This window comes from Ornithinibacillus sp. FSL M8-0202, assembly GCF_037975285.1.
GTDB classification, from domain to species: Bacteria; Bacillota; Bacilli; order Bacillales; family Amphibacillaceae; genus Ornithinibacillus; species Ornithinibacillus massiliensis.
On the sequence record NZ_CP150248.1, the window covers coordinates 3725517 to 3751867 of the forward strand.

The 26351-nt window shown below is 36.5% G+C and carries 32 protein-coding genes; 31 read left to right on the plus strand and 1 reads right to left on the minus strand.

All coding sequences use genetic code 11. The features are described 5' to 3' along the window. The first annotated feature begins 1 nt into the window (after nt 1). The 25 genes from MKY78_RS18850 to MKY78_RS18970 all read left to right on the plus strand — a co-directional run bounded on the left by MKY78_RS18850 (nt 2) and on the right by MKY78_RS18970 (nt 20163). The gene (locus tag MKY78_RS18850) at nt 2–187 is read left to right on the plus strand and encodes a hypothetical protein (RefSeq protein ID WP_339214859.1); all 186 of its coding nucleotides are present in this window, start codon (nt 2–4) and stop codon (nt 185–187) included. A 193-nt stretch (nt 188–380) separates the two neighbouring features. Further along, on the plus strand, nt 381–1691 hold the full coding sequence (der, locus tag MKY78_RS18855) for a ribosome biogenesis GTPase Der (protein ID WP_339214861.1): 1311 nt from the start codon (nt 381–383) through the stop codon (nt 1689–1691). 15 nt (nt 1692–1706) lie between these two features. Then, the gene (locus MKY78_RS18860; protein ID WP_339217966.1) at nt 1707–2744 is read left to right on the plus strand and encodes an NAD(P)H-dependent glycerol-3-phosphate dehydrogenase; all 1038 of its coding nucleotides are present in this window, start codon (nt 1707–1709) and stop codon (nt 2742–2744) included. 59 nt (nt 2745–2803) lie between these two features. Continuing rightward, nucleotides 2804–3064 carry a stage VI sporulation protein F gene (locus MKY78_RS18865; protein WP_339214862.1) on the plus strand — a complete coding sequence of 87 codons (261 nt, stop codon included), beginning with the start codon at nt 2804–2806 and terminating at the stop codon, nt 3062–3064. Between the two features lie 245 nt (nt 3065–3309). Further along, complete coding sequence (locus MKY78_RS18870) at nt 3310–3507, plus strand: DUF2768 domain-containing protein (protein ID WP_186869791.1); 198 nt, start codon at nt 3310–3312, stop codon at nt 3505–3507. 18 nt (nt 3508–3525) lie between these two features. Beyond that, entirely contained in the window at nt 3526–4248 is a 723-nt protein-coding gene (locus MKY78_RS18875; protein WP_339214864.1) for a hypothetical protein, read from the plus strand. Nucleotides 4249–4586: 338 nt separating this feature from the next. Continuing rightward, nucleotides 4587–6065, plus strand: coding sequence for a stage IV sporulation protein A (gene spoIVA / locus MKY78_RS18880; protein ID WP_339214866.1), 1479 nt, complete (start codon nt 4587–4589; stop codon nt 6063–6065). 668 nt (nt 6066–6733) lie between these two features. After that, nucleotides 6734–7006 carry an HU family DNA-binding protein gene (locus tag MKY78_RS18885; protein ID WP_010095921.1) on the plus strand — a complete coding sequence of 91 codons (273 nt, stop codon included), beginning with the start codon at nt 6734–6736 and terminating at the stop codon, nt 7004–7006. A gap of 104 nt (nt 7007–7110) precedes the next feature. Further along, the gene (gene mtrB, locus MKY78_RS18890; protein WP_339214869.1) at nt 7111–7326 is read left to right on the plus strand and encodes a trp RNA-binding attenuation protein MtrB; all 216 of its coding nucleotides are present in this window, start codon (nt 7111–7113) and stop codon (nt 7324–7326) included. Between the two features lie 127 nt (nt 7327–7453). After that, the gene (locus tag MKY78_RS18895; protein WP_339214871.1) at nt 7454–8164 is read left to right on the plus strand and encodes a heptaprenyl diphosphate synthase component 1; all 711 of its coding nucleotides are present in this window, start codon (nt 7454–7456) and stop codon (nt 8162–8164) included. Between the two features lie 2 nt (nt 8165–8166). After that, a complete protein-coding gene (gene menG / locus MKY78_RS18900) occupies nt 8167–8871 on the plus strand; it encodes a demethylmenaquinone methyltransferase (protein ID WP_339217968.1) in 705 nt (234 codons plus the stop codon). 35 nt (nt 8872–8906) lie between these two features. Continuing rightward, nucleotides 8907–9878 carry a heptaprenyl diphosphate synthase component II gene (gene hepT / locus MKY78_RS18905; RefSeq protein WP_339214873.1) on the plus strand — a complete coding sequence of 324 codons (972 nt, stop codon included), beginning with the start codon at nt 8907–8909 and terminating at the stop codon, nt 9876–9878. Nucleotides 9879–9961: 83 nt separating this feature from the next. After that, complete coding sequence (gene ndk, locus MKY78_RS18910) at nt 9962–10408, plus strand: nucleoside-diphosphate kinase (RefSeq protein ID WP_339214875.1); 447 nt, start codon at nt 9962–9964, stop codon at nt 10406–10408. A gap of 299 nt (nt 10409–10707) precedes the next feature. Continuing rightward, entirely contained in the window at nt 10708–11484 is a 777-nt protein-coding gene (locus MKY78_RS18915) for a protein-glutamate O-methyltransferase CheR (RefSeq protein WP_339214877.1), read from the plus strand. Nucleotides 11485–11586: 102 nt separating this feature from the next. Then, nucleotides 11587–12753 carry a chorismate synthase gene (gene aroC, locus MKY78_RS18920; protein WP_339214879.1) on the plus strand — a complete coding sequence of 389 codons (1167 nt, stop codon included), beginning with the start codon at nt 11587–11589 and terminating at the stop codon, nt 12751–12753. Further along, complete coding sequence (aroB, locus tag MKY78_RS18925; protein WP_339214880.1) at nt 12753–13829, plus strand: 3-dehydroquinate synthase; 1077 nt, start codon at nt 12753–12755, stop codon at nt 13827–13829. Before aroC ends, aroB begins: the two co-directional genes overlap by 1 nt. An 85-nt stretch (nt 13830–13914) precedes the next feature. Further along, the gene (locus MKY78_RS18930; RefSeq protein WP_339214882.1) at nt 13915–15162 is read left to right on the plus strand and encodes a tetratricopeptide repeat protein; all 1248 of its coding nucleotides are present in this window, start codon (nt 13915–13917) and stop codon (nt 15160–15162) included. 30 nt (nt 15163–15192) lie between these two features. Then, the gene (locus MKY78_RS18935; protein ID WP_339214884.1) at nt 15193–15768 is read left to right on the plus strand and encodes a ReoY family proteolytic degradation factor; all 576 of its coding nucleotides are present in this window, start codon (nt 15193–15195) and stop codon (nt 15766–15768) included. A gap of 88 nt (nt 15769–15856) precedes the next feature. Next, nucleotides 15857–16315, plus strand: a complete 459-nt coding sequence (locus tag MKY78_RS18940; protein ID WP_339214886.1) for a DUF2487 family protein — start codon at nt 15857–15859, stop codon at nt 16313–16315. A 138-nt stretch (nt 16316–16453) separates the two neighbouring features. After that, nucleotides 16454–16966, plus strand: a complete 513-nt coding sequence (locus MKY78_RS18945; protein ID WP_339214888.1) for a ubiquinol-cytochrome c reductase iron-sulfur subunit — start codon at nt 16454–16456, stop codon at nt 16964–16966. 6 nt (nt 16967–16972) lie between these two features. Continuing rightward, nucleotides 16973–17647: a cytochrome b6 gene (locus MKY78_RS18950; protein ID WP_186869778.1), complete on the plus strand. Its 675-nt coding sequence runs from the start codon at nt 16973–16975 to the stop codon at nt 17645–17647. A 16-nt stretch (nt 17648–17663) separates the two neighbouring features. Beyond that, nucleotides 17664–18446: a c-type cytochrome gene (locus MKY78_RS18955; protein ID WP_339214890.1), complete on the plus strand. Its 783-nt coding sequence runs from the start codon at nt 17664–17666 to the stop codon at nt 18444–18446. 73 nt (nt 18447–18519) lie between these two features. Continuing rightward, the gene (locus MKY78_RS18960; protein WP_339214891.1) at nt 18520–19110 is read left to right on the plus strand and encodes a DUF1405 domain-containing protein; all 591 of its coding nucleotides are present in this window, start codon (nt 18520–18522) and stop codon (nt 19108–19110) included. A 48-nt stretch (nt 19111–19158) separates the two neighbouring features. Beyond that, on the plus strand, nt 19159–19422 hold the full coding sequence (locus tag MKY78_RS18965; protein WP_339214893.1) for a sporulation protein YpjB: 264 nt from the start codon (nt 19159–19161) through the stop codon (nt 19420–19422). A gap of 60 nt (nt 19423–19482) precedes the next feature. Further along, a complete protein-coding gene (locus MKY78_RS18970) occupies nt 19483–20163 on the plus strand; it encodes a zinc metallopeptidase (RefSeq protein WP_339214895.1) in 681 nt (226 codons plus the stop codon). A 240-nt stretch (nt 20164–20403) separates the two neighbouring features. On the opposite strand, the gene MKY78_RS18975 is transcribed toward MKY78_RS18970, so the two are convergent. Beyond that, a complete protein-coding gene (locus MKY78_RS18975; RefSeq protein WP_339214897.1) occupies nt 20404–21276 on the minus strand; it encodes a YitT family protein in 873 nt (290 codons plus the stop codon). A gap of 132 nt (nt 21277–21408) precedes the next feature. Between MKY78_RS18975 and MKY78_RS18980 the strand changes: the two genes are divergently transcribed. From MKY78_RS18980 to MKY78_RS19005, 6 genes are read left to right on the plus strand one after another with little or no spacing between them, the layout of a single operon-like run. Beyond that, nucleotides 21409–21789, plus strand: a complete 381-nt coding sequence (locus tag MKY78_RS18980) for a nucleotide pyrophosphohydrolase (protein ID WP_339214899.1) — start codon at nt 21409–21411, stop codon at nt 21787–21789. Next, nucleotides 21786–22574, plus strand: a complete 789-nt coding sequence (dapB, locus tag MKY78_RS18985) for a 4-hydroxy-tetrahydrodipicolinate reductase (RefSeq protein WP_339214901.1) — start codon at nt 21786–21788, stop codon at nt 22572–22574. The genes MKY78_RS18980 and dapB overlap by 4 nt, the downstream gene beginning before the upstream one ends. A 16-nt stretch (nt 22575–22590) precedes the next feature. Next, nucleotides 22591–23001 (plus strand): methylglyoxal synthase, encoded by a 411-nt coding sequence (mgsA, locus tag MKY78_RS18990; protein WP_339214903.1) that lies wholly within the window; start codon nt 22591–22593, stop codon nt 22999–23001. A 2-nt stretch (nt 23002–23003) separates the two neighbouring features. Then, the gene (gene bshA, locus MKY78_RS18995) at nt 23004–24128 is read left to right on the plus strand and encodes an N-acetyl-alpha-D-glucosaminyl L-malate synthase BshA (RefSeq protein WP_339214905.1); all 1125 of its coding nucleotides are present in this window, start codon (nt 23004–23006) and stop codon (nt 24126–24128) included. Between the two features lie 22 nt (nt 24129–24150). Continuing rightward, complete coding sequence (locus MKY78_RS19000) at nt 24151–25353, plus strand: CCA tRNA nucleotidyltransferase (protein WP_339214907.1); 1203 nt, start codon at nt 24151–24153, stop codon at nt 25351–25353. Beyond that, complete coding sequence (locus MKY78_RS19005; protein ID WP_339214909.1) at nt 25329–26315, plus strand: biotin--[acetyl-CoA-carboxylase] ligase; 987 nt, start codon at nt 25329–25331, stop codon at nt 26313–26315. Before MKY78_RS19000 ends, MKY78_RS19005 begins: the two co-directional genes overlap by 25 nt. Nucleotides 26316–26351 lie beyond the last annotated feature (36 nt).

Here is a 26351-nt window from a genome sequence, read left to right on the forward strand (position 1 = left end):
CATGGTCATAGAAAAAGCAATTTTGGCTATCATTACAACTAATAATGAGAAGGTGGCAGGAGGAGCACCGATTTTTCATTGTCAGGATTTTGATGAATTACAAAAAACAGCTGCCAATTTAGAGGCCATACTAGACGGGATCGCCCATGCATTAAGTGATGAGGTTTTTATCATTGTAAAACATTAAAATATTGTTAAGATTAGTTTCTTTTGCTAGAATGAATAAAGTTATGATATGTGGTATTATTTGTTAGGTTGATTAGAATAGTATTACATAGAAACGTAATTACGCAAAGTATAAGTAAAAATCAATCCAATTTAACACTAGACTTAAATAAACTAAAAAATGTATTTTACATAGAGAGAGGATGTTCCTTTCAATGAGGAAAGCTGTAGTAGCCATAGTAGGGAGACCAAATGTTGGAAAATCTACTATTTTTAACCGATTAGTAGGTGAAAGAATATCAATCGTAGAAGACATACCAGGGGTAACAAGAGATCGTATCTATTCACAAGCGGAATGGTTAAATACGAAATTTAATCTTATTGATACGGGTGGTATAGAAATTGGGGATGAACCACTTTTAATTCAAATGCGTCAGCAAGCTGAAATTGCGATAGACGAAGCTGATGTCATTATTTTCATTGTAAATGCCAAAGAAGGGATCACTGCTGCTGATGAAGAAGTGGCTAAGCTTTTATTCAAGTCGAATAAACCAGTTGTTCTAGCAGTAAATAAAATAGATAATCCAGAAATGCGTGATGAGATTTATGAGTACTATTCGTTAGGCTTCGGTGAACCGTTCCCTATTTCTGGTGCCCATGGTTTGGGACTAGGAGATTTATTAGATGAAGTGGTTGGACATTTTCCACAATTTGAGCAAGAAGAGGTAGATGAGGATACTATCTACTTTAGTTTAATTGGTAGACCCAATGTAGGTAAATCTTCTTTAGTCAATGCATTACTGAATGAAGAACGAGTAATTGTTAGTGCTATAGAAGGTACCACACGTGATGCGGTAGATACACATTTACACCGAGAAGGACAAGATTATGTCATTATTGACACTGCCGGAATGAGAAAACGTGGGAAGGTGTACGAATCAACAGAAAAATATAGTGTATTACGTGCATTAAGAGCTATTGAACGGTCCGATGTTGTCCTCGTTTTAATCGATGCTGAGACGGGTATTAGGGAACAGGATAAAAAAATTGCTGGGTATGCACATGATGCTGGTCGAGGAATTGTAATTGTAGTAAACAAATGGGATACAGTGGAAGCAGATGAGAAAACAATGAAGGAATATGAGGAGAAAATTCGCGCTCATTTCCAATTCTTAGACTATGCACCAGTCGTATTTTTATCTGCTAAAACGAAGAAACGTATCCATACATTACTACCAATGGTTCAAGTAGCAAGTGAAAATCACGCGAAACGAATTCCGACAAATGTATTAAATGATGTCATTATGGATGCCATTGCAATGAATCCAACACCGACGGTTAGGGGACAACGCTTGAAGGTATTGTATGCAACACAAGTCGCTGCTAAGCCACCTGCATTTGTCGTCTTTGTGAACGATCCAGAGCTAATGCATTTTTCATACCAACGTTTCTTGGAGAATAAAATCCGTGATGCATTTGGTTTTGAGGGAACACCGATAAAAATAATTGCTCGCAGAAGATCTTAGGGGGAGGGATTTTTGGTGAAAAAAGTAGCTGTTTTAGGAGCAGGTAGCTGGGGTACTGCATTGAGTATCGTTCTTGCTGATAATGGGCATGATGTTAGGTTATGGACTCACCGTAAGGAACAAGCAGATAAAATTAACACAACGCATAAAAATGAACATTATTTAGAAATTATGATCCCAGAGAGAATCAGAGCTTATGCTGATATGCAGGAAGCAATTCAAGATACTGATGTTATTTTGTTAGTTGTACCGACGAAGGCTATACGAGAGGTTTCACAACAATTAAATTCTATTTTAACAGGAAACCCAACCATAATTCATGCAACAAAAGGGATTGAACCGGGTACTCTAAAACGTGTATCCCAGATGATCGACGAAGAGATGGATAAAGTGAAATACGAGGATATTGTTGTTTTATCAGGGCCTAGCCATGCGGAAGAGGTTGGTCTTAGACAGCCTACAACCGTAACAGTTGCATCCATCAATGAAGAACAAGCTAAAATTGCCCAAGACACTTTCTTTAATGAAGTATTTCGCGTTTACACAAGTAACGATGTAATTGGCATCGAATTAGGTGGTGCCCTGAAAAACATTATTGCGCTAGGTGCTGGTATTTCAGATGGACTGGGGTATGGAGATAATGCTAAGGCTGCATTAATTACAAGAGGACTTGCTGAGATTACGAGGCTAGGAACATATTTAGGTGCTAATCCTTTAAGCTTTTTGGGATTACCAGGTGTTGGCGACCTTATTGTAACCTGTACAAGTGTTCATAGTCGGAACTGGAGAGCAGGTAATCTCCTCGGAAAAGGTAAAAGCTTAGAAGAGGTTTTAGATCAAATGGGTATGGTAGTGGAAGGCGTTCGTACCGCGGAAGCAGCATACCAATTCGCAGAGCAAGAGGATATAGAAATGCCGATTACTCATGGTATTTATGAAATTATCCACCATCAGAAGAAGCCGAAAGAAGTCGTGGAGCAATTAATGAATCGAAATAAACGAGAAGAAATGGATGATTTAGCGACATTGTTAAAGAACCGTTACGCTCGCTAACACACTGATAAATTCCCTTGCATATACTATGTTGAAGTATAGAGCAAGGAGGCGAGCATGTGAGCAATAAAAGTAACAATCCCTTTGACAAAATTCAACAAGGTGCTGGTATTAGTCCAAGTGAAATTTACAAGGTTGCTGATTCAGTTAAAAACGCCGATTTTTCGGATGAGAAAACCGTTCGAAGGCTCGTTCGGCAACTAGCGAAAATGGCGAACAAACCCATCTCGAGAGAAAAAGAAGATAAACTTGTTAAGTCCATAACGAATAATAAAGTTCCTGGAGATCTTAACTCGCTGAATCAGTTATTTAAAAAGTAACGAGACTTGGGCATGTGAGGATACAACCTCGAGTCAGCTCGCATAAAATAGAACGCACAAGCATTCATAGATAGAGTTGCTGTGGGTATTATTTAGTCAAGCCAGGATGAAGATGGCCCCTCTTTATCCTGGATTTTTTATATGCGAAAACATACTTCCATTCCCCTATTATGCATGCTCTATTTGGTACGGTATGGTATAATAACGGTTGCAGTAAATGGACAAACAGATATAGAGGTGAAAAAATGTCACAATCAATGATGAATATGTGGATATCTTTAGCGGGTATGGGGCTTTTAATTATAGCTATCGGCCTAATTGTATTAGCAAGACATAAACTGAAAGGGTTTTTATCCATAATTGTATCGTTTTTAGCATATGTTTGCCTTATTTTAGGAGGTATCATAATACTTTATATCGTCTTTAGTGGGCCAACAATATAAGCTAATGGAGGTTAATGTATGAATCATACATATAAAATTATTGCAATGATGCTCCTAATATTATTGATTTTAAGCGGTTGTTTATATCCTAGTAGCCAACTAGAAAAGAATCAAACCCCAAACCAGGCACAGCTTGATATGGTTCAATCTGCATTAAATGATTATCAGGAGAAAACGAATGGATTACTACCTATACGAACGAAGCCAAACGAAACTCCTATTTTTGAAAAATATATTATTGATTTTAATCAGCTAAAAGAACAAGGTAGCCTAGCCGAGGTGCCAGGTAATGCTTATGAGAATGGCGGAATATATCAATATGCCATTATTAACCCAGAGACCAATCCAGAAGTTAAATTAATTGACTTACGTATTACCGATGCACTGAGAAGTATTAATCTGAAAATTAATCTATATCGTGATAAACATCTATATCCACCTTTTGGAGAAGTAGTAGAAAACGGCATCTTTACTATTGATCATGAGAAATTAGGGTTAGAGACCCCACCGACAATAGAAAGTCCTTATTCTGATGCTGTATTACCAATTGTCATGGATACGGAGGGTAATATCTATATTGATTATCGGATAGATTTAAATAACGCTTTAAAAGAGTATAACAGTAGCTATAAAGAAGGAGAGGATATTCGCTTTCTATTAGCGGAAAACACCCCTTTCTTACCCGTGTACTCATTACCTTATACAGTTAAAGATAATGAGCCTGTTTTTATGACGGAATAAATTTTCATAAATACGCGCCCTTGCAGCATATATTTGTTGCAGGGGTTTTTTATTGCTATACCTGATGTTATTTGAAATTACCGAGCTACGAATAAATGCATCCTTTAAAAGCTTATTAAATTAAATAATGTAAGGTAGGGAGCCTCCTAGAACTGTCCTAATACGTACATCTAGTAATTGGCTTAGAATAATTCTGGTTCGTCTAAAGAAACTTTATCATTTATTTTAATTCTTTTGCATATATTAAGTCATAATTTGATAGGACAACATCATAGAATTGTAATGTCAATTATTCGTAGTTTGTTCATTTAATATTGTAGTGATCGGGAGGGGATCGTTTGAAAAAGGTAGACATTTTTAAAGATATTTCGAAACGTACGAATGGCGATATATACCTTGGTATTGTTGGAGCTGTTCGAACAGGAAAATCAACTTTCATCAAGAAATTTATGGAGCTAGTTGTTCTTCCGAATATTGAAGATGAAAGTGAGAAGGTTAGGGCACAAGATGAATTACCGCAAAGTGCAGCTGGAAAGACTATTATGACAACTGAACCAAAGTTTATTCCGAATCAAGCAGTGAATGTAACCGTTGAGGAAGGTCTAGATGTAAATATTAGACTGGTAGATTGTGTTGGTTATGCAGTAGAAGGAGCGAAAGGATTTGAAGATGAGAACGGACCAAGAATGATCAATACTCCTTGGTATGAAGAACCAATTCCATTTCATGATGCTGCTGAAATTGGAACTAGAAAAGTAATTCAGGAACATTCTACAATTGGTGTGGTTGTTACAACAGACGGGTCTATCGGTGATATCGAAAGAGCCGGCTATGTTGAGGCCGAGTCTAAAGTAGTGGAAGAATTAAAAGAAGTAGGGAAACCATTTATTATGGTTATTAACTCCGTTCACCCAACAAGTGGAGAAACCGAATTGCTTAGACAAGAGCTGACTGAAAAATATGATATACCGGTACTTGCGATGAGTGTCGAGTCCATGACAGAACATGATGTATATAATGTTCTTCGTGAAGCGTTATATGAGTTCCCTGTACTTGAGGTCAATGTGAATCTTCCAAGCTGGGTAATGGTACTGAAGGAAGATCATTGGTTACGAGAAAGCTATCAAGAAGCAATTCAATCTACCGTAAAAAACATTAGAAGACTACGTGATGTCGATCATATTGTTGGTGATTTCGCAGACTATGATTATATTGACAAAGCAAATCTAGCTGGCATGGAGATGGGAGAAGGTATAGCTGAAATTGATTTACATGCTCCAGACTACTTATACGATCAAGTATTAAAAGAAATTGTCGGTGTTGAAATTAGAGGGAAGGATCATTTGCTAGAGCTTATGCAAGACTTTGCTTATGCGAAAAGGCAGTATGACCAAGTTGCGAGTGCCTTACAAATGGTTAAACAAACAGGATATGGTATTGCTGCTCCGACACTAGAGGATATGGAGCTTGACGAGCCTGAAATTATTCGCCAAGGGTCAAGATTTGGTGTAAGACTAAAGGCAGTTGCACCATCTATTCATATGATAAAAGTAGAGGTAGAGTCCGAATTCGCACCAATTATTGGTACGGAAAAACAGAGTGAAGAATTGGTGAGATACTTAATGCAAGACTTTGAAGAAGACCCATTATCGATTTGGGAATCTGACATATTTGGTAGATCACTTAGTTCTATTGTAAGAGAAGGCATTCAAGCTAAAATTTCACTAATGCCTGAAAATGCTCGTTATAAATTAAAAGACACACTAGAGCGAATTATTAATGAAGGCTCTGGAGGATTAATAGCGATAATCCTATAAAATAAGAGGTCGGGACATAACGAAGAGAATTAAATGTAAAACCGAATGATTCACGATACTAGCTCCGGAAATATACGAATACTCCTGGGGGAGGAAAGGGCACGGCCTGAGACCCCTAAAGAAGTAGCACGAGGAGGCTCAGGCAGCCGCCCAGCGGTAAAGTAGACACTGCGAGTTTTTTTCGAGCAGATGTCGCACTTATGCTGTGATAAAGTACAAGGTAGACACTGCGATGGGTTTATCGAGCAGATGCCGCCCCTGTGCTGGAAGCAACCGCAAGTATATTTCCGGAGCGTGGTCGTTGCTCATCATTCGGTTTTTTATTTGAGATAAATTCTTTTGTCCCAGCCTCTTATTTTTTGTTTATTTTTAAATTTAAGAAGGATTTTGCGAGCAACTAGCGAATATGTTACATAGGGAATTTTAAGAAGAGGATATATTACCAATATTTGGTTGGAAGTAGCCGCCAATCTATAAAATATCAAACAAAATAAGAAAAAATAATAGGTTTTTGTTGAATTTTAAAGAAATCTCGTTTATTATTAGCGTTGTCCCTATTGATATAGGGGCATTTAAGTATAAAAGTTGGTAAATTGGTAAACAAATGATGAGAGAGAAATATTTGTACCAATGTGACCCGAAATCTTTTTTGGGAGGAGGTGAATGTCATGAATAAAACAGATTTAGTAAATGCTGTTGCTGAAAAAAGCGAACTTTCTAAAAAAGATGCTACAAAAGCTGTTGATGCAGTTTTCGAAGCTGTCATGGATTCACTTAAAAAAGGTGAAAAAGTACAATTAATCGGTTTCGGTAACTTCGAAGTACGCGAGCGTTCTGCACGTAAAGGTCGTAACCCTCAAACTGGAGAAGAAATCGAAATCCCTGCAAGCAAAGTTCCTGCTTTCAAACCAGGTAAAGCCCTTAAAGACAGCGTAAAATAATACGTACATAGGGTTAAAGGGTGCGTTCATACGCACCCTTTTTTCTTTTCATATTACTTCCTAAAGGGATTATACTAATTGTAAAATACGAAGGAGTGTTACGTATGAATAATAACAATGACTTTTTTGTAATTAAAGCCCTTGAAGATGGTGTTAATGTAATTGGATTAACGAGAGGATCAGATACGAAATTTCACCATTCAGAGAAACTGGATAAAGGAGAAATTATGATTGCTCAGTTTACAGAGCATACTTCCGCGGTGAAAGTTAGAGGTAAAGCTATTATCCAAACAAGCCATGGCGAGGTAACGAATAACTAAAGGAAATATATTACAGGTTATATAGCATACATATTACAACTTTTGAACTACCCGACATAGATAAATGTGTTATAATAACTAAGGCAACAAAAAGGCTTGAAGGGCTAAGGTGATAAATTTGCATACAATGGAGAGGGAATTACAACAATTAAAACAGCAAATTAAAGAGAAAGTAAGACATTCTTTCCTTTCACAACATATTGACAACCCTGAAATTGATGAATACAAACTATACTTTCTTCAACAAATATTGAATAAAACAACATTAGCCCCAAAAGTAAAAGAACAGCTAATTATAACGACAATGCTTGTACAAATTGCTTTAGATATACATGAGCAAATTCCGGACTATAAAGGGGAACAAGGTCCATCCATTAATGTTGAAAGCCAATTATCCATATTAGCTGGGGATTACTATAGTGGCCTTTATTATTATCTACTCGCTGAAATAGAAGAACGTGAGTATATAACCGTACTTGCCACAGCAATCAAACACATTAATGAATTAAAGATGGAATTATATTATCTTAACGACAATACAATAGAGAACTACTTAAATATTAAAAAAGAAATTCAGATAACCCTAATTAAATATATAGCTGATCATGTTCAAGTGACAGAAGAGCTCCCTGTTATGGCAGAATTATTATTACTAAGCTATATGATACAAACAAATGATATATTTGTTGAAATAGACAAACAATTAGTACTTGAGTCTCAAGTAAACAAAACAAAAGGTATGCTAGAGGGATTACAGGTGGAAAAGGGGTATAAGCAGGATCTTGTACAAATACTTCACACCATTGTATACCAACATACCGCTTCGGAGATGGATTAATGATGCAAGGTAAATCAAAAGAAGAACGCGTACATCATGTGTTTGAAAAAATATATGATAAATATGATACGATGAACTCTATCATCTCATTCCAGCGACATAAAGCTTGGCGAAAAGATGTCATGAAGCAAATGAATGTTCCAAATGGAGCAAGTGCATTAGATGTTTGCTGTGGAACTGGAGATTGGTCTTTCTCACTAGCTGAAGCAGTAGGTAAAAAAGGAAACGTAATCGGTCTAGATTTCAGCCAAAACATGTTATCGGTAGCAAAAGAGAAGAATCAAGAACTCAACTATAATAATCTAGAGTTCGTCCATGGTAATGCAATGGAATTGCCATATGAGGATAATTCTTTTGATTTTGTGACAATTGGATTTGGACTAAGAAATGTTCCTGATTATATGACTGTTCTCAAGGAAATGTATCGAGTTGTAAAACCTGGTGGTGTTGTAGCATGTCTAGAGACATCACAGCCTACGATGATTGGTTTTAAACAACTGTATTTCTTTTATTTCCGTTTTATTATGCCATTATTCGGTAGAATTTTCGCAAAGAGCTATGAGGAATATGCATGGTTAAATGAATCTACTAGGAATTTCCCTGATAAAAAGACATTAAAGCAAATGTTTTTAGATGCTGGATTTTCGACAGTACAGGTGAAGAGCTATACCGGTGGGGTTGCAGCTATGCACATGGGTGTTAAATAAAAATCATTAGTTTTGACAGACAAAAGGTGAATTACATGAAATTACCAAAAACATATACCTACCTAAAGAAAGATCTCGACGTAATAGAATCATCCTTAATGGAGGCAATTCAGGCCAATCATCCCGTACTACGAGAAGCATCTACACAGCTACTAAAGGCAGGAGGGAAGCGTATTCGGCCTGTCTTTGTTTTGTTATCAAGTCAATTCGGTACGGTTAGTATCGAACAAGTAACCAAAGTAGCAGTTTCATTGGAACTAATCCATATGGCAACCTTAGTCCATGATGATGTTATAGATGATGCAGAGCTACGAAGAGGGATGCCGACAATTAAGAAGCAATATGGTAACCGTGTCGCCATGTATACAGGTGACTATATTTTAGCTCGAGCTCTAGAAACAATCACACAGATTGATAATGCAGAATTACATAAAACATTGGCAGAGGCATTAGTCGAGGTTAGTTTAGGAGAAATTCAACAAATCAAAGATAAGTACAACTGGGATCAAAATATCCGATCTTATTTAAGAAGAATTAAGCGGAAGACTGCCTTACTCATCGCTTTAAGCTGTAAGCTTGGAGCGATGACATCAGGAATTACACCTAGTGAAGTGAAGAAGCTTTATGAATATGGATATTATATTGGAATGAGCTACCAGATCATCGATGATATTCTTGACTTTACTTCTTCTGCTGAAGAATTAGGAAAACCATCTGGGAATGATTTGTATCAAGGGAATGTCACATTACCAGTTCTTTATGCTATGCGTGATGAGAACTTTAATCGATTAGTTCGAGAAACCTTCGCAAATCCGGATGAGGTTTCTAAGGAAAAGATGGATTTCATTATTCGCAGACTAAAAGAAACAGATGCCATTGACATGTCTTATCAACTAAGTGAACGTTATTTGAAAAAGGCATTTCGTGCATTGAATGGTTTCCCACACAATAAAGCGAAGATAACCCTTGAACAAATTGCCAAATATATAGGAAAAAGAAAGCAATAGTAAATATTGTTATTTTTATAAAAGTTTGATAGAATTAAAACGGTTACATAATTACTAATGACATACTTAAATGAGGTGTAAATATGGAAAAAACTTTTTTAATGGTTAAACCAGATGGAGTACAACGAAATTTAGTAGGCGAAATTGTAAACCGTTTTGAGAGAAAAGGCTTTAAATTAGTAGGTGCAAAATTAATGCAAATCTCTGAGGAGCTAGCGAGTGAGCATTATGGTGAGCACAAAGAAAGACCTTTCTTCGGAGAACTAGTAGAATTCATTACTTCTGGACCAGTTTTTGCAATGGTTTGGGAAGGTGAAAAGGTCATTAGTACAGCACGTGAAATGATGGGGAAAACGAATCCAGCTGAAGCTTTACCTGGTACAGTAAGAGGTGACTTTGGGGTGACAGTAGGTAAGAACGTCATTCATGGTTCAGACTCACCAGAAAGCGCTGAGAGAGAAATTAATTTATTCTTCGATCAAAATGAATTAATATCATATTCCAAACAAGATAGTAATTGGATTTATTAAGTTAATAAAAGAGGTTGGGACAAAACTAAAACTAATGTAATAAAAAACGAACTATCACCACATTAGCCCCGGAAATATACGGAGACTCCTGTGGGAGGAAAGGCATCGGTGAGATCCCGCAGGAGCGTTAGTTCTGAGGAGGCTCACCAGCCGCCCACGAACTGCAAGTATATTTCCGGGGCGGGTTTGATGCGCTAACTTTTGTGTTCGGTTTATCCTATGTTAGAAATAGTTTTGTCCCATCCTCTTTTACTAGATTAGCAAGTATACATACATAAGCAAAAAGAGGCGCAGAGGCTATGAGGGATGATTATCAACTATTTACAGAGAAAGTGTATGCTAAGTTTCGCATTAATCTAAAGCAGTATAAAGAAGCACAGATGAAGCGAAGATTAACCTCATTACGTGATAAAAGAGGTTACCAGGATTTTATGTCATATTTTGACGCGATCCATCAAGATAGAGGATTACTTAATGAATTTATCGATAGAATTACCATAAACGTATCGGAATTCTACCGAAATCCTAAGCGATGGGAAGTATTGCGTGATACCGTAATACCAACACTTCAAACAAATAATAAATCATTATTCGTATGGAGTGCAGCCTGTTCTACAGGAGAAGAGCCATACAGTATAGCCATTTTACTAAAAGAATTCTTCCCTAATATAAATGCGAAAATCCTAGCAACCGATATTGATGAAAAGGTACTAGAAAAAGCCAAACAAGGTGTTTATGCTGAACAGGCGCTTAAGGAATTACCTGAAGAATTAAAGAAAAAGTACTTTACGTATCGTGATAACACATATGAAGTAGACCCTTCTATTAAGCGTCAAATTACGTTTAAAAAGCACAATCTATTAGAGGATGACTATCCTGAACAAGTTGACTTAATTATATGTAGAAATGTACTAATCTATTTTACGGACATCGCTAAGGATAAAATCTATCATAACTTTTCTAAATCACTTACAAATAATGGTGTTCTATTTGTTGGTAGTACCGAACAAATATTTAGTCCAAACAAGTATAATCTGCAATTATTGGATACTTTCTTTTATCAAAAATTAAATTAATTATCAAATGCTCATATCAGATGATATGGAGCATTTTTTTCTATTATAAGGGCCTATTAGTTTATACTAGATAATAGGATAGGTAAAACAAGGAGGTAAAGCATGCGTTATTTAACTGCAGGTGAATCACATGGAAAACAATTGACAACAATCATAGAAGGTATTCCTGCACAAATGCCTTTACAAAAAGATCAGATAAATGAGTCGTTACTTCGTAGACAAAAAGGTTATGGACGGGGTAAACGAATGCAAATAGAGAAAGATTTAGTAGAGATTACAAGTGGTGTTCGCCATGGGTATACATTAGGATCTCCTATCTCACTAGTAATACATAATGATGATTATAAGCATTGGACCGATATTATGGGGGGGGATCCGTTAGATAAGGATGTAACGTTAAGGCGAGTAGTAACAAGACCAAGGCCTGGTCATGCAGATTTAAACGGTGCACTAAAATATGGACATCGTGATATGCGTAATGTATTAGAGCGCTCCTCTGCCCGGGAGACTGCAGCAAGAGTGGCTGCTGGTGCTGTTGCGAAAACAATGCTAAAACAACTTGGAATTAATGTGTGTGGGTATGTAAAAGAAATAGGTGGAATTCAAGCAGAAGACATGCCTAACCTATCGATGGAAGAAAGACAGCGGATTTCGGAAGCTTCTCCAGTAAGAACAATAGATAAGAATGTTGAGCAACAAATGATGGAGAGAATTGATTTAGCTAAAAAAAATGGTGATACTATAGGAGGTGTTACAGAGGTTTACGTAGAAGGGATGCCTGCTGGTGTTGGTTCCTATGTACATTATGACCGGAAGCTAGATTCACGTATTGCAGGAGCAGTAGTCAGTATTAATGCGTACAAAGGGGTCGAATTTGGAATCGGTTTTGACGCTGCAAGAAGAAATGGTAGTAAGGTTCATGACGAAATCAATTGGAATCAGGAAAAGGGGTATTACAGAAACTCGAATAATCTTGGGGGATTTGAAGGTGGAATGACAACTGGAATGCCTATTGTTGTCAAAGGTGTTATGAAGCCGATTCCTACCTTAATGAAGCCACTACAAAGTATTGACATAGAAACAAAGGAACCTTTTCAAGCTAGTGTGGAGCGCTCTGATGCTTGCGCAGTACCTGCAGCCGCAGTAGTAATGGAGCATGTGGTAGCATTTGAGTTAGCAAAAGCGATGCTGGAGCAATTTCCGCGTGATAACTTCTATAAATTAAAAGAAGCTGTAGAAAACTATCGTGAAGAAATAAGGAGATTCTAATGAAAAACATTCATGTGCGTTCAACCATTCAATCCTATGATATTGTAATTGGTAACCATATACGACATCATATCAAGGAACATCTGAATAAGAATTATTCGTCGATTCTTATTATTACAGATTCTAATGTTGGAAAACTATATGCTCAAGACATTCACGATGGACTAAATCAACAGAACGTCTTTATAGAAATTGTCGATGCAGGAGAGCAATCGAAAAATATTGAAACATTTTATACCCTTCATACGAAAGCAATTGAATATGGCTTAGATCGTCAATCACTCATTATTGCTTTAGGTGGAGGAGTAATAGGAGATTTAGCGGGATTTGTAGCAGCAACCTATATGCGTGGAATTGATTTTATTCAAGTACCTACTACATTACTAGCGCATGACAGTAGTGTTGGAGGGAAAGTTGCTATTAATCATGATAAAGGAAAGAATTTGATTGGTAGTTTTTATCCACCTATACTAGTACTATATGATACGGATACATTACAAACTCTACCACCAAAAGAAATTCGATCAGGGTTTGCTGAGTTAATAAAAGAGGCTATGCTTTCCGATAGTGGGTTATGGAACAAGCTCTTATCAAAGCCTTTAGATAGGATTACCCCAGCTGATTTAGAACAGTTTTTAGAAATGGGAATTAAAATTAAAGCAGACATCGTTCAACAGGATGAAAAAGAATCAGGGATGCGGAAGTTTTTAAATCTCGGGCATACATTAGGTCATGCAATAGAAGCCGATTTAGGGTATGGTGTATTAACCCATGGTGAGGCAGTAGCAATTGGACTACTATTTGCTTTTTATGTAAGCGAACAAGAATTACAAGCAGCATTGCCAATCCAAGAGCTTAGAGATTGGTTGAAACGAAATGAATATCCATTTTTGATGAATACGGATAGAGTGGACGCATTAATTGATTTAATGAAACGGGATAAAAAAACAGAGCATAATCAAATCCAGATGGTGTTATTAAATAAAATTGGAGAACCGGTTACCCATATTGTAGAAGAAAACCAACTAAAGATTTATTTAACATCATTTGTAGAGAGAGAAATGATAAATGGATAAAAGAGTCGTGGTGATTGTTAATAATCACCACGTAATCTAGTTTCTTAGTAGAGATAATTTAACTGTAGATGGAAGGGATTTTAAAGTGAATATTATTGAAAAAGCAAACAACTTAATGGAGATGGATAAGGTAGACGAGGCGCTAAAGCTTATACGTAAGCAAATGACAAAAGCATCTGATGAAGAGCTATATTGGTATGCGGAATTTTATTTGCATTGGGGATTTTTAGTGGAAGCTGAAGAAATTCTGTCTAGATTACTTGAAAAGTATCCAGAAGAAAGTGAATTAAAATTATACCTCACGGATATTTATATCGAACAAGATAACGATGAAAAAGCTATCGATCTGCTTAACTCTATTCCAAAAGGAGATGACGCTTATTTACAAGCTTTAGTAGCACTTGCAGACCTTTATCAATCTCAAGGCTTATTTGAAGTAGCGGAGCAAAAGCTTCTACAAGCGAAAGAGTTAGATCCGTCTGAGCCAATCATTGATTTAGGTTTAGGAGAGCTCTATTATTCTTTCGGAGATTTCAAGCGAGCCATCACCTTTTATGAAAAAGCCTTAAAATCCGATGTGCACGATATCCCAATTCATGAAAGATTAGCAGAATCTTATGCCAACGTTGGAGAGTATGAAGTTGCATTAACTTATTACGAAAAAACAGATAGCAAAAATCCAGATGTGTTATTTAAATATGGGGTAACGGCATATCAAGCAGATCGTAAGGATATTGCTATTCATGTATGGGAGGAGTTAATTGAAGAAGATCCTTATTATCATACTGCATATATGCAGTTAGCGAAGGCGTATGAGGACGAGGAATTACTTAATGATGCTTACGAAACGACATTAAAGGGTCTAAAATTAGATGAGTTTAATAAGGAACTATATTACTTAGCGGGGACCTTGGCTCATAAATGTAATTTAGATGAGGAAAGTGAAAAACATATTCGAGAAGCCGTTAATCTCGATATGGATTATAAGGAAGCAGTTCTGTTTTTAATAGAGCTGTTAAAATTGAAGGACAAGCCGGAAGAAATTATTGAGTTAATTCGTATGGTCAAAGAATATGGTGGCGACGATCCGTTATACGACTGGGAAATTGCACGTGCCTATATTGAAATTGAATCTTATAATGATGCATTAAATCACTATAAGGAAGCATATAATAGCTTACAACATGATAATGACTTCTTAAAAGAATACGGATATTTCTTAGTTGAAGAAGGGAAATCTTTAGAGGCGATTAAGGTATTCACTACCTATTTAGATCAAGACCCACAGGACGATGAAATTATGGAATATGTTAATCGTTTGAAGCAAATGTAATATGGTGAAGGGGAGGAGGTAATTAACGCTATGCAAGCACCTGTTTCGGTAAAGGATAAAAAGAAATTTTTACAATGGTTCCTTAATAATTATCAATTAAAAAAACGGGAAAGTGTATGGATTCTGAACTACTTAATTAATCATCAAGAAATATTAGAAAATGTTCACTTTGTTCATGACGCTAAATTTTGTGTTAGAAGTGTTATTATTACCAGTCAATGTTCCAAAGAAGTCCCATTCCGCTTTTACAAAAATCATTTAGTAACTACAGACGCTGAAAAGGCATTTCACGATATTCGTCTCAATCAACATGAGTCATTATATATTCAATTAAATTTTAATAAGTCAAATCAAAATCATCTATATGCTTCCGTATTAGAAGAAAATCCTTTTGTTCCAGATGATTATTTAATTACCCAGCAAGACAAAGATAATGCTAAATTACTGCTGGAACACTCACTTTTTGAATTTCGAAAAAAGCAATTGTTAGAAAAAATTGATCGGAGCTTAGATGAACAAGATAAAGAGCAATTTAACAAATTAGTAAAAGAACTTAGAATCCTTGAGTTGAAAATGCTTAGTCAACCTACTTTGCAAGAGCAATAGGTTGATTTTTTTTGTTTGCAACAGTATATTAACTTGGGAATCATAAAAATATTAAATTTAGTAAATACTTAAAAAGGTGGCTACATACATGCAATGGACAAAAAAGGATATGGAGCTCTATGTTGGCTCAAAAGAATATATTGATACTGCTATCATTCCAATTATTCCGTTTCAAGTATCACAAGAAGCGTCTTTTGGAAAAAGTACTTCCAAAAGAGAAAGCTTATCTATCTTTGCGACGGAAATTGAAAAAGAGCTGTCGGGTAGAGTTCTTTTAATTCCTAACTATTATTATTTAGAATTTGGTGATAAGGAACAAGAAGCGAAGCGACTAAATGAGTGGTGTGAGGAAATAAAGAAACAACCATTTGAGCATGTGTTCATCTTAACCTTCGATGCTAGTTGGAAGCGTTATGAAAAAAATTTAGAGGCTCATCTCTTATGGGTTCCTGGGGTTCAGGTTGATGAGACAAATTCCGCTAATAGGCTGCAACTAATTAGGGGACAAGTTCCAGATGTCATCGATCTTATACGCAGTTATTGGTAAACGTAATAAAATTATGAAATCTTTCAGAACATAGATGGATATGTATTGACCGAGCAGTAAGTTTGCGCTATCATGATAATGTCCTAGTAATATGATTAAAATTATTGTCCGTGATTATTGTGAAGAGGGGGGAAAATCATGAGCGAAGAAAAGCAACAAGTGTCCCGTCGTCAATTTCTGAATTATACACTAACTGGTGTTGGAGGATTTATGGCTGCTGGTTTGCTTGCACCTATGCTCAGAATGGCAATTGATCCAGTTTTACAGCCACCAGGTGAAGGTGACTTTGTAAACGTCGGTCTTGCTGTTGAAGATATTACAACAACACCTCAACGTGTCGATTGGCAAATTGAACAAGTAGATGGATGGTATGAGTCACAACCAACAAGAACTGCGTGGGTTTATAAAGATGATAGCGGAAACATTGTAGCACTTTCCCCAATATGTACACACTTAGGCTGTGTTGTATCATGGGAGGGAAATGAAAGTTTTCCGGACCAATTCTTTTGCCCATGTCATGATGGTCGCTACACCAAGGATGGTGTGAATGTTCCAGGAACACCACCGACAGCGCCATTACCTTTGTATGAACAAAAAGTGGAAAATGGAATGCTATACTTAGGTAAAGCAATATCTAGAAAGGAGGCGTAATTATTTATGCTACAAAAGATTTATGACTGGATCGATGAGCGTATTGATATTACGCCAATCTGGCGGGATATTGCAGACCATGAAGTACCAGAACATGTTAACCCTGCCCATCATTTTTCTGCATTTGTATATTGTTTTGGTGGTTTAACATTCTTCGTGGTTGTTATTCAAATTTTATCAGGTATGTTCTTAACGATGTATTACGTACCAGATATTGAAAACGCTTGGAGATCTGTATATTACTTACAAACTGAAGTTGCACATGGTCAAATTGTACGTGGCATGCACCACTGGGGTGCTAGTGTCGTTATCGTAATGCTTTTATTACATACTTTAAGGGTGTTCTTCCAAGGAGCATATAAAAAACCTCGTGAATTAAACTGGATGGTAGGGGTACTTATCTTCTTCGTTATGCTAGGTTTAGGATTCACAGGATATCTATTACCTTGGGATAACAAAGCATACTTTGCTACACAAGTAGGATTAGAGATGGCCGAACAAGTTCCACTTATAGGTGGCGATCTAAAAGCATTACTTGCAGGGGATGAAGAAATTGTAGGAGCTCAAACATTGACTCGTTTCTTTGCGATTCATGTATTCTTCCTACCAGCTGCATTATTTGCACTTATGGGAGCTCACTTTATCTTAATCCGTAGACAAGGTATTTCTGGACCACTATAAAAAGGAGGGGAAGGCTATGCATAAGGGAAAAGGAATGAAATTTGTCGGAGATTCTCGTGTACCGGCAGAGCGTAAAGCATCACAAATACCTAAAGATTATTCTGAGTATCCTGGAAGAACAGAAGCTTTTTGGCCCAACTTCTTATTAAAAGAGTGGTTAGTAGGTGCAGTATTTTTAGTTGGATTTTTATGTCTTACATTAGCACATCCATCTCCACTTGAAGGAATGGCTGATCCAACGAATGCAGCATATATACCTTTACCAGACTGGTACTTCTTGTTCTTGTATGAATTACTTAAATATGAATTCGCTAGTGGACCGTATGTACTACTTGGTATGATTGGAATACCTGGTCTTGCATTCGGGGCACTTCTTCTAGCACCATTCTTAGATAATGGTCCAGGACGTAGACCACATCAACGGCCAATAGCTGTTATTATGATGTTACTTGCTTTAGTATCTGTGGTATGGTTAACCTACACTTCTGCATCTCATGTAAATTGGGAAGAGCGTGCAAAAATGAACCAACCAATTCCACCTACTGATGTTGAAATAGATACGTCACATGAAGGCTATGCGGCTTATGAATCAAGCTGTTTACAGTGTCATGGTGATGCATTAGAAGGTAGTTCTGCAGCACCAGCGCTTATTGGTACTGAACATACAGCAGATGAAATTGCTACTATCGCAAAAGAAGGTATTGGTGGCATGCCTCCTAATATGTTTACTGGTACGGATGAAGAGCTTGAGCAATTGGTTGATTTTATTATTTCAGTCAATGAGCAGGCGGCAGAATAATCAATGTTAGAAAAGCACCTTTGCCAACATGGTAAAGGTGCTTTTGATTTCTAAGGAGGAGAACTATATTTACATGTTAAAAGCGATATTGCTAGATAAGCGCTTCCTTGTTCTATTATTTATCATTAATTTAATTGGTACAATCTATGGATTTTATTGGTATCGCTCCCAGCTAGCAATTACACCACCAATTTTCCTAATATTTGTTCCAGATAGTCCGACCGCAAGTTTATTCTTTACGATATTTTTATTGTTTTTTATTTTTAGAAAGCATTTTCCATTAATTGAGGCTTTGGCGATTATCACATTGTTCAAATATGGAATCTGGGCTGTTGTGATGAACCTTTTAACATTATGGTTGAATGGGGAGTTAGCACCAAGTGGTTATATGTTAATGGTATCTCATGCAGCTATGGCAATCCAAGGATTACTATATGCCCCATATTATAAAATAAAGTTTATACACATTGTCATTGCAGCTATTTGGACTTTACATAATGATATAATAGATTATGTATTTGGAATGATGCCAATTTATTCCACGCTTACTGAGCATATGGATAAAATAGGCTATTTTACATTTTGGCTCAGTATTGTATCTATATGGATTGCTTACAAGTTAACTATTAAAGATAAGCCAAGCCCTGTAAGTTATAACAGCTAATGGAATGACATACATTTATAGAGATACTCATGGAAAAGGGTGATCTCTATGAAAAAGAATCGATCAATAAAAGTGATGATGTGGATTATCATAGGGATAGTGTTTTTTTTTCTGATTGAATTGCTTTGGAGTGATGTTATACTAGCCACCATGAAGGAAGAAAAGAGTGAGGATGATCTTCTGCCCTTTTATTGGTTACTGCTAATTGTCGGTGGATCTATAGTATGTACATTATCCTATGTTAGTTGGAGAAAATATCAAGGTGAGAAGAAGGAGAAGCAGCATAGAGATAACGACAAATTAATTGACTAAATCTGACCATTTGACTAAAATTGACTATAGAGATACATTAACTTAATGGAGGAATGTGCCATGACTCTTGGAACCTATTTAATCTATATAGCCCTTCTTATGATTATTCCACTTTGGGCACAATCAAAGGTAAAGAGTACGTATAATAAATATTCTAAAGTAGCTACATCATCTATGATGACGGGTGCTCAAGTGGCACGTAAAATTCTAAATGATAATGGGCTTTATGATGTTGAAATTCATGAGACAAAAGGAACACTAACAGATCATTATGACCCAAGAAAAAAAGCTGTTTTTCTTTCAAGTGGTATTTATCACGGACAATCCATGGCTTCATCGGCTGTAGCTGCTCACGAAGTAGGACACGCCATTCAAGATGCAGAATCCTATGCATTTTTACGTTTTAGAAGTGCTTTAGTACCGGTAGCCAATTTTGGCTCTAATGCAGCGATCTTTTTAATTATTGCTGGATTATTCTTTTCTCCAACACTTGCTATAGTCGGTGTTATATTCTTTGCTGCTGCGGTGTTATTCCAATTAGTAACATTACCGGTAGAATTCGATGCCTCTAATCGTGCAATGGCGCAATTAGTATCTACTGGGGTCATTCGAAATAATGAAGAACGTGATACGAAGAAGGTATTAAATGCTGCTGCTATGACATATGTAGCTGCTGCATTAGTAGCAGTTGCGGAATTAATCCGCTTTATATTAATGATTGTAGCAAGTAACCAAGATTAAGCAATTCATTAAACAAGATAGGGAATAAAATAAAAAAATCCGGACCATGTTGACTTCTTTCATGAGAATTCGCATTCGTTCGGATTTTTATTATAAGTAATCTATTCTTTGTAAAAGGAAAGATTTTGCTCCCTATATATAAGTAAGCGAGAGCGTGTACTCATTTGCTCTCGCCCTTATGTATTTTTAAGTTACTTTCTGTGTAAAGCCATTATTTCTTCGTTACGCAATTCGATTCACTTAATCATTAATTGGATTTTTATTTTCGTCTAATGTAAATCCTTCCCCTAAGACATCGTGGACAGTGCCAACTGCGACGAAAGCTTGTGGATCAATTGCATTAATAATGCTTTTTAATTTTACAATTTCATTTCTTCCGACAACACAATATAATACATCTCTTTTTTCGCCTGTAAAGCTACCTCGTCCATCTAAAACGGTTACGCCACGGTCCATATCGTTCATGATTTTCTTAGCAATGGCATCACTCTTAGAGGAGATAATAGTTGCTCCGCGAGCTGAGTAGGCACCTTCCTGAATAAAATCAATGACTCGAGCACCTACATATACCGCAACTAATGTATACATTCCTTGATCCAGTTCAAGAATGGTAAAAATGGAGGTAACGATTACGACAAAGTCAAATATAAACATGGTTTTTCCCATGCTCCAACCTATGTATTTATGTACAATTCTTGCAATAATATCGACACCGCCAGTAGTTCCGCCATATCGAAATACAATTCCTAGTCCTACCCCGATAAATACACCGGCAAATAACGCAACAAGAAACATATCTTGTTCTAAATGAATTTCATATTCGTAATATTGGAAAATGCTTAAGAATAAAGAAACAGATAAAGTCCCAATAATGGTGTAAAAAAGTGTATTTCGCCCGAGAAATTTCCAACCGATAAGAAGGATTGGAATGTTTAAAACGATATTCGTAATTGCTGGATCCCATTTGAATGCGAAGTATAAGATTAAGGTAATACCAGTAAAACCACCCTCACCAAGGTTATGCTGCATGTTAAAGTGAACGATTCCAAAAGAAAAAATAGCAGCACCAATTATGATGAAAAGGATATTTTTCATTTTTAAGCCGAAAATCATTGTTGCACCTCCATTTATAAAAAGATTCGATAGAACACTTTTCCTATTATAATCAATTTAAATGGTTAGAACAATGCTTTCCCGTGCTAAATAATTTGTCAAAAATCATCGGATTCGCTAACATTAAAGAAAATGCTACTCGAAAAGGGGCAGATTATCATTCATACTTCAGAAATTACTACAAAAGAAATGCAAAAAAGAGTGGATCAATACATTAGTCAATTTAAAGAGGGTTATTTTTCACCTTTAGCTTTAATGGCTAGATTAACGGAAGAGGTAGGAGAACTCGCTCGGGAAATGAATCATTATTACGGGGAGAAGCCGAAGAAATCTACTGAGAAAGAAAATACTGTGGAAGATGAATTAGGTGACATCTTATTTGTTATTGCATGTATGGCTAATTCATTAGATATTGACCTCTCGGACGCTTTTAACCGATCGATGACGAAATTCGAAACGAGAGATAAGGATAGATGGACGAAGAAGGAAGTACAACAGGAGGAACGAGAATGAGGAAAAATATAGTTATTGCTGGTCCTCGTGGGCGAATGGGGTCTGAAGCAGTACAAATGGTATTAGCAGAGCCAAGCTTTAATTTAGTTGCTTGCATTGATCATAAAGCTTCTTCCATACCATCACTAGCTGAGAAGGCTATTCCGGTATATCAAAACCCAGAGGAGTGCTTCTATGCAAAGGAAGTAGATGTATTAATAGATCTTACGGTTGCTGAAGCAAGCTATCATCATATTCTTATCGCTTTACAGCAAAATATACGCTGTGTAGTGGGTACGACTGGATTTACTAATGAGCAGTTAGAAGAGATGAAACAAGTAGCGAAAGAGAATAAAACTGGCATTATTATAGCTCCCAATTTTGCCATAGGAGCTATACTTATGATGCACTTTTCCAAAATAGCAGCGAAATATTTTCCAGACATCGAAATTATTGAAAAACATCATAATCAAAAGGTTGATGCGCCATCTGGAACCGCAATAAAAACTGCTGAAATGATAAAAAACGTACGTGAGAGTAAAGCACAAGGCCACCCTGATGAAGTAGAAGTACTGAAAGGGGCAAGAGGAGCACAGGATGATGGTATCCACATACATAGTTTACGGTTACCAGGGCTCGTCGCACACCAGGAGGTCATTTTTGGAGGAGAGGGCCAAACATTAACGATTAAACATGATTCAATGAATAGAAAGTCTTTTATGGAAGGAATTAAATTATCCGTAAATCAGGTGTTTCACTTTGACGAACTAGTCTATGGTTTGGAAAATGTCCTAGATTTGGATTAATAGCTGGAGGTAGTTTATGAATATTGCATTAGTAGCTCATGATAAGAAGAAACAAGCCATGATAAATTTTGCTTTAGCTTACAAACATGTGTTAGAAAAGCATCAATTATTTGCAACAGGGACGACTGGAAAGTTAATTACCGAGGAAACAGGCTTAGCCATTCATCGTTTTCTATCTGGCCCTTTAGGTGGAGATCAACAAATCGGAGCCATGATTGCGAATAATGAGATGGATATGGTTATATTCTTCCGTGATCCTTTAACCGCTCAGCCTCATGAACCAGATGTAAGTGCACTTATAAGGCTTTGTGATGTACATCAAATTCCACTTGCAACGAACTTAAGTTCAGCAGAGATATTTATACATGGATTAGAGCACGGTAGTCTTGATTGGCGAAAGATAATGAAAGGGAAAAAGGAATATTGAGGATGAAAAAAATAGGAATAACCTGTTACCCATCTGTAGGTGGATCAGGTGTGATTGCTACAGAATTAGGGATGCTCCTTGCCGAGCAGGGGCATGAAATACATTTTATAACGTCTAGTCTACCTTTTCGTTTAAACCGAGTAATTCCCAATATTTATTATCACGAGGTAGAAGTTGGTCATTATCCAGTATTTCAATATCCTCCTTATGACTTGGCATTAGCTACCAAAATGGCTGAAGTAATTGATCGTGAAGAACTGGATATTCTACACGTTCATTATGCCATGCCTCATGCAGTGTGTGCTATTTTAGCACGAGACATGGCTAAACGTGATGTGAAAATAGTAACTACATTACATGGAACAGATATAACGGTATTAGGGATTGATAATACGTTTAAGCGGATGATTAAATATGGAATTGAAAATTCTGATGCTGTAACAGCTGTATCTAAGGATTTAGCTAATCAGACTAAACATATGATCGAAACAGATAAAGAAATTTCCGTGATTTACAATTTTGTTAACGAGGAAGAGTACTATAAGCGAGATTTAGAAGAAATTAAGGCACAATATGGTATACAGGAAGATGAAAAGGTAATTATACATATTTCAAACTTTCGAAAAGTAAAGCGCCTAGAGGATACTGTAAACACATTTAAGCGAATAAGAGATGATATGAAAGCGAAGTTACTGCTAGTCGGAGATGGTCCAGAATATACTAATACATTTAATCTGGTGACAAGATTAGGTATTCAAGATGATGTGTTATTCCTAGGCAAACAAAAAAATATAAGTGATTTATTATCGATAGCAGATTTGAATTTATTACTTTCAGAAAAAGAAAGTTTTGGATTAGTATTAATAGAAGCAATGGCTTGCGAAGTAGCTTGTATTGGTACGAATGTTGGTGGGATACCAGAGGTTATTGTTCACGATGAAACAGGATATATTGTGGAGTTAGGCGACGTCGAGACAGCAGCTTACTATGCCAAACAATTATTAACTGATGAGTCATTACTAAAGCGTTTTTCTGAAAAAGCTCTTGAACGTGTTCGGAATCATTTCCATTCATCTATTATATTAAACCAGTACATGGATTTATATCATAAATTATTATCGAATTAGTAAATAGAGGTGTTTAGGAATAATGAAGGAACTAACAGAGCCTTTTCGAGAAGCGTTAGCTATTATTGAAAAGATAGAAGAAGCAGGTCACCAGGCATTCTTTGTTGGTGGATGTGTTAGAGATTTTTTATTAAAACGACCAATTGGTGATGTTGATATTACAACCTCTGCAAAGCCTTTTGAAGTGCAGGCTATTTTTGATGAAGTAATCCCTGTAGGAATTCAGCATGGAACGGTCATCATAAGACATCGTGGTATTTCCTATGAGGTAACCACCTTTCGATTGGAAGGAGAGTACTCAGACCAGCGCCATCCTGATTCTGTACAATTTATTGATAAGATTGACGAGGATTTAGCGAGAAGAGACTTTACCATTAATGCCCTTGCCATGGACAAGCATGGGCATATAATTGATTTGTTTCAAGGTCGAGAAGATATTGAGAAAGCATTAATTCGAGCTGTAGGAAATGGCCATGATCGATTCCAAGAAGATCCCCTTCGAATTCTACGAGCAATTCGCTTTTCCAGTCAACTAGGATTCCAAATAGAAGAAAACACTTTAAAAGCAATTATGGCTACGAAACAATCGATAACGGAACTTGCTGTTGAGCGAATAACCGTTGAGTTACAGAAGTTATTTGCTGGTGAGAATGTGAAAAACGCACTATCTTATATGGTAGAATTAAGGATAGACCAAGAGCTTCCAGTTCTGAAAGATTATCATCTCATTGCCAAGCTTGTCCCTATTATGCAACCACTGCATACATTAGCTGAAGTGCTCTGTATCATTCATCAGATGGAGCCTGAAGTAGACATAAGAACTATTGGCAAGAAATGGAAATGTTCTAATAAAATTCTAAGAGAAGCTTTTCAATTGAACCAAGCAGTAGAATATTATAAAGCTAACGGCTTAGATAATTGGTTAGTATATCAACTCCCACCAGATTATTACAACGCGTTCTATCGAATTACCGAGATAATGTTTCCAACTAAGATAGACAAGGATGAACTTTACAGATTAAAAAAACAATTAAACCTTACATCAAAAAAAGACCTAAATATCAATGGAAATGATATAATAAAATTATTTCCTACTGTTCCAAAAGGACCTTGGATTCAGGATAAACTGGAGAAACTAGAAAGATTAGTTGTTCTAGGAGAATTACAAAACAACAAAACGATATTAAAGGATTGGCTAAAATGGAATCCACCCGAGCAAAAATAATTAATTTATTATCCAGTAACCAGGATAGCTATATATCTGGACAAGAGATTTCAAATCAGCTCCAAATTTCCCGCAGTGCAATTTGGAAGCATATAAAGGAATTGGAAAAAGATGGCTATGTTGTTGAGGGAATTCGTAACAAAGGCTATCGGATTATTCAATCACCAAATAAAGTAAGTGAAAATACCGTACAATGGGGATTGAACACAACCTGGTTAGGCAAAACAATTATTCATAAGGAATCCACTACTTCTACCCAGCATATTGCCCATGATTTAGCTACGAATCTTGCAGACCATGGGACAGTCGTAATTGCAGATGAACAAACTGCTGGGAAGGGAAGGTTAAGTAGAGCATGGTACAGTTCGAGGAACAAAGGGATATGGATGAGTATTATTTTAAGGCCATCTATCCCACCATATTTAGCTCCTCAATTGACTTTACTTACGGCAACCGTATTAGCTGACGTATTGAAGAAAGAATTGAAGCTTAATCCAAAAATTAAATGGCCAAATGATATTATATTACAAGATAAAAAAACTTCTGGTATTCTAACGGAGATGCAAGCAGAACAAGACCGTATCCAATATGTAGTTATTGGCATCGGAATTAATGTGAATCACGAACCGGATGACCTTGCGGAAGATATTCAATCGAAAGCAACATCATTAAAGATAGAAACTAGTAAGTCATGGAATATGACAGAATTAATTCAACAAATCTTATTATACTTCGAAAAGACGTATGAAGATTTCCTCGATAAAGGATTTTCAGTAATTAAGGAAAAGTGGGAAAGCTATGGTTATCGAATCGGAGAGGTTACTAGCATTAAGACGTTCCATGATGTTCAAAGAGCAGTATTAACAGGAATTGCCGAGGACGGGGCATTATTAGCGAAGTATGAGGATGGCACGATTAAGAAGGTATATTCTGGAGAAATTGATTGGTTTGGTAATACATAAGGCATGGTAGGGGAGGTGTCTCTTAGGTAGGTTTTC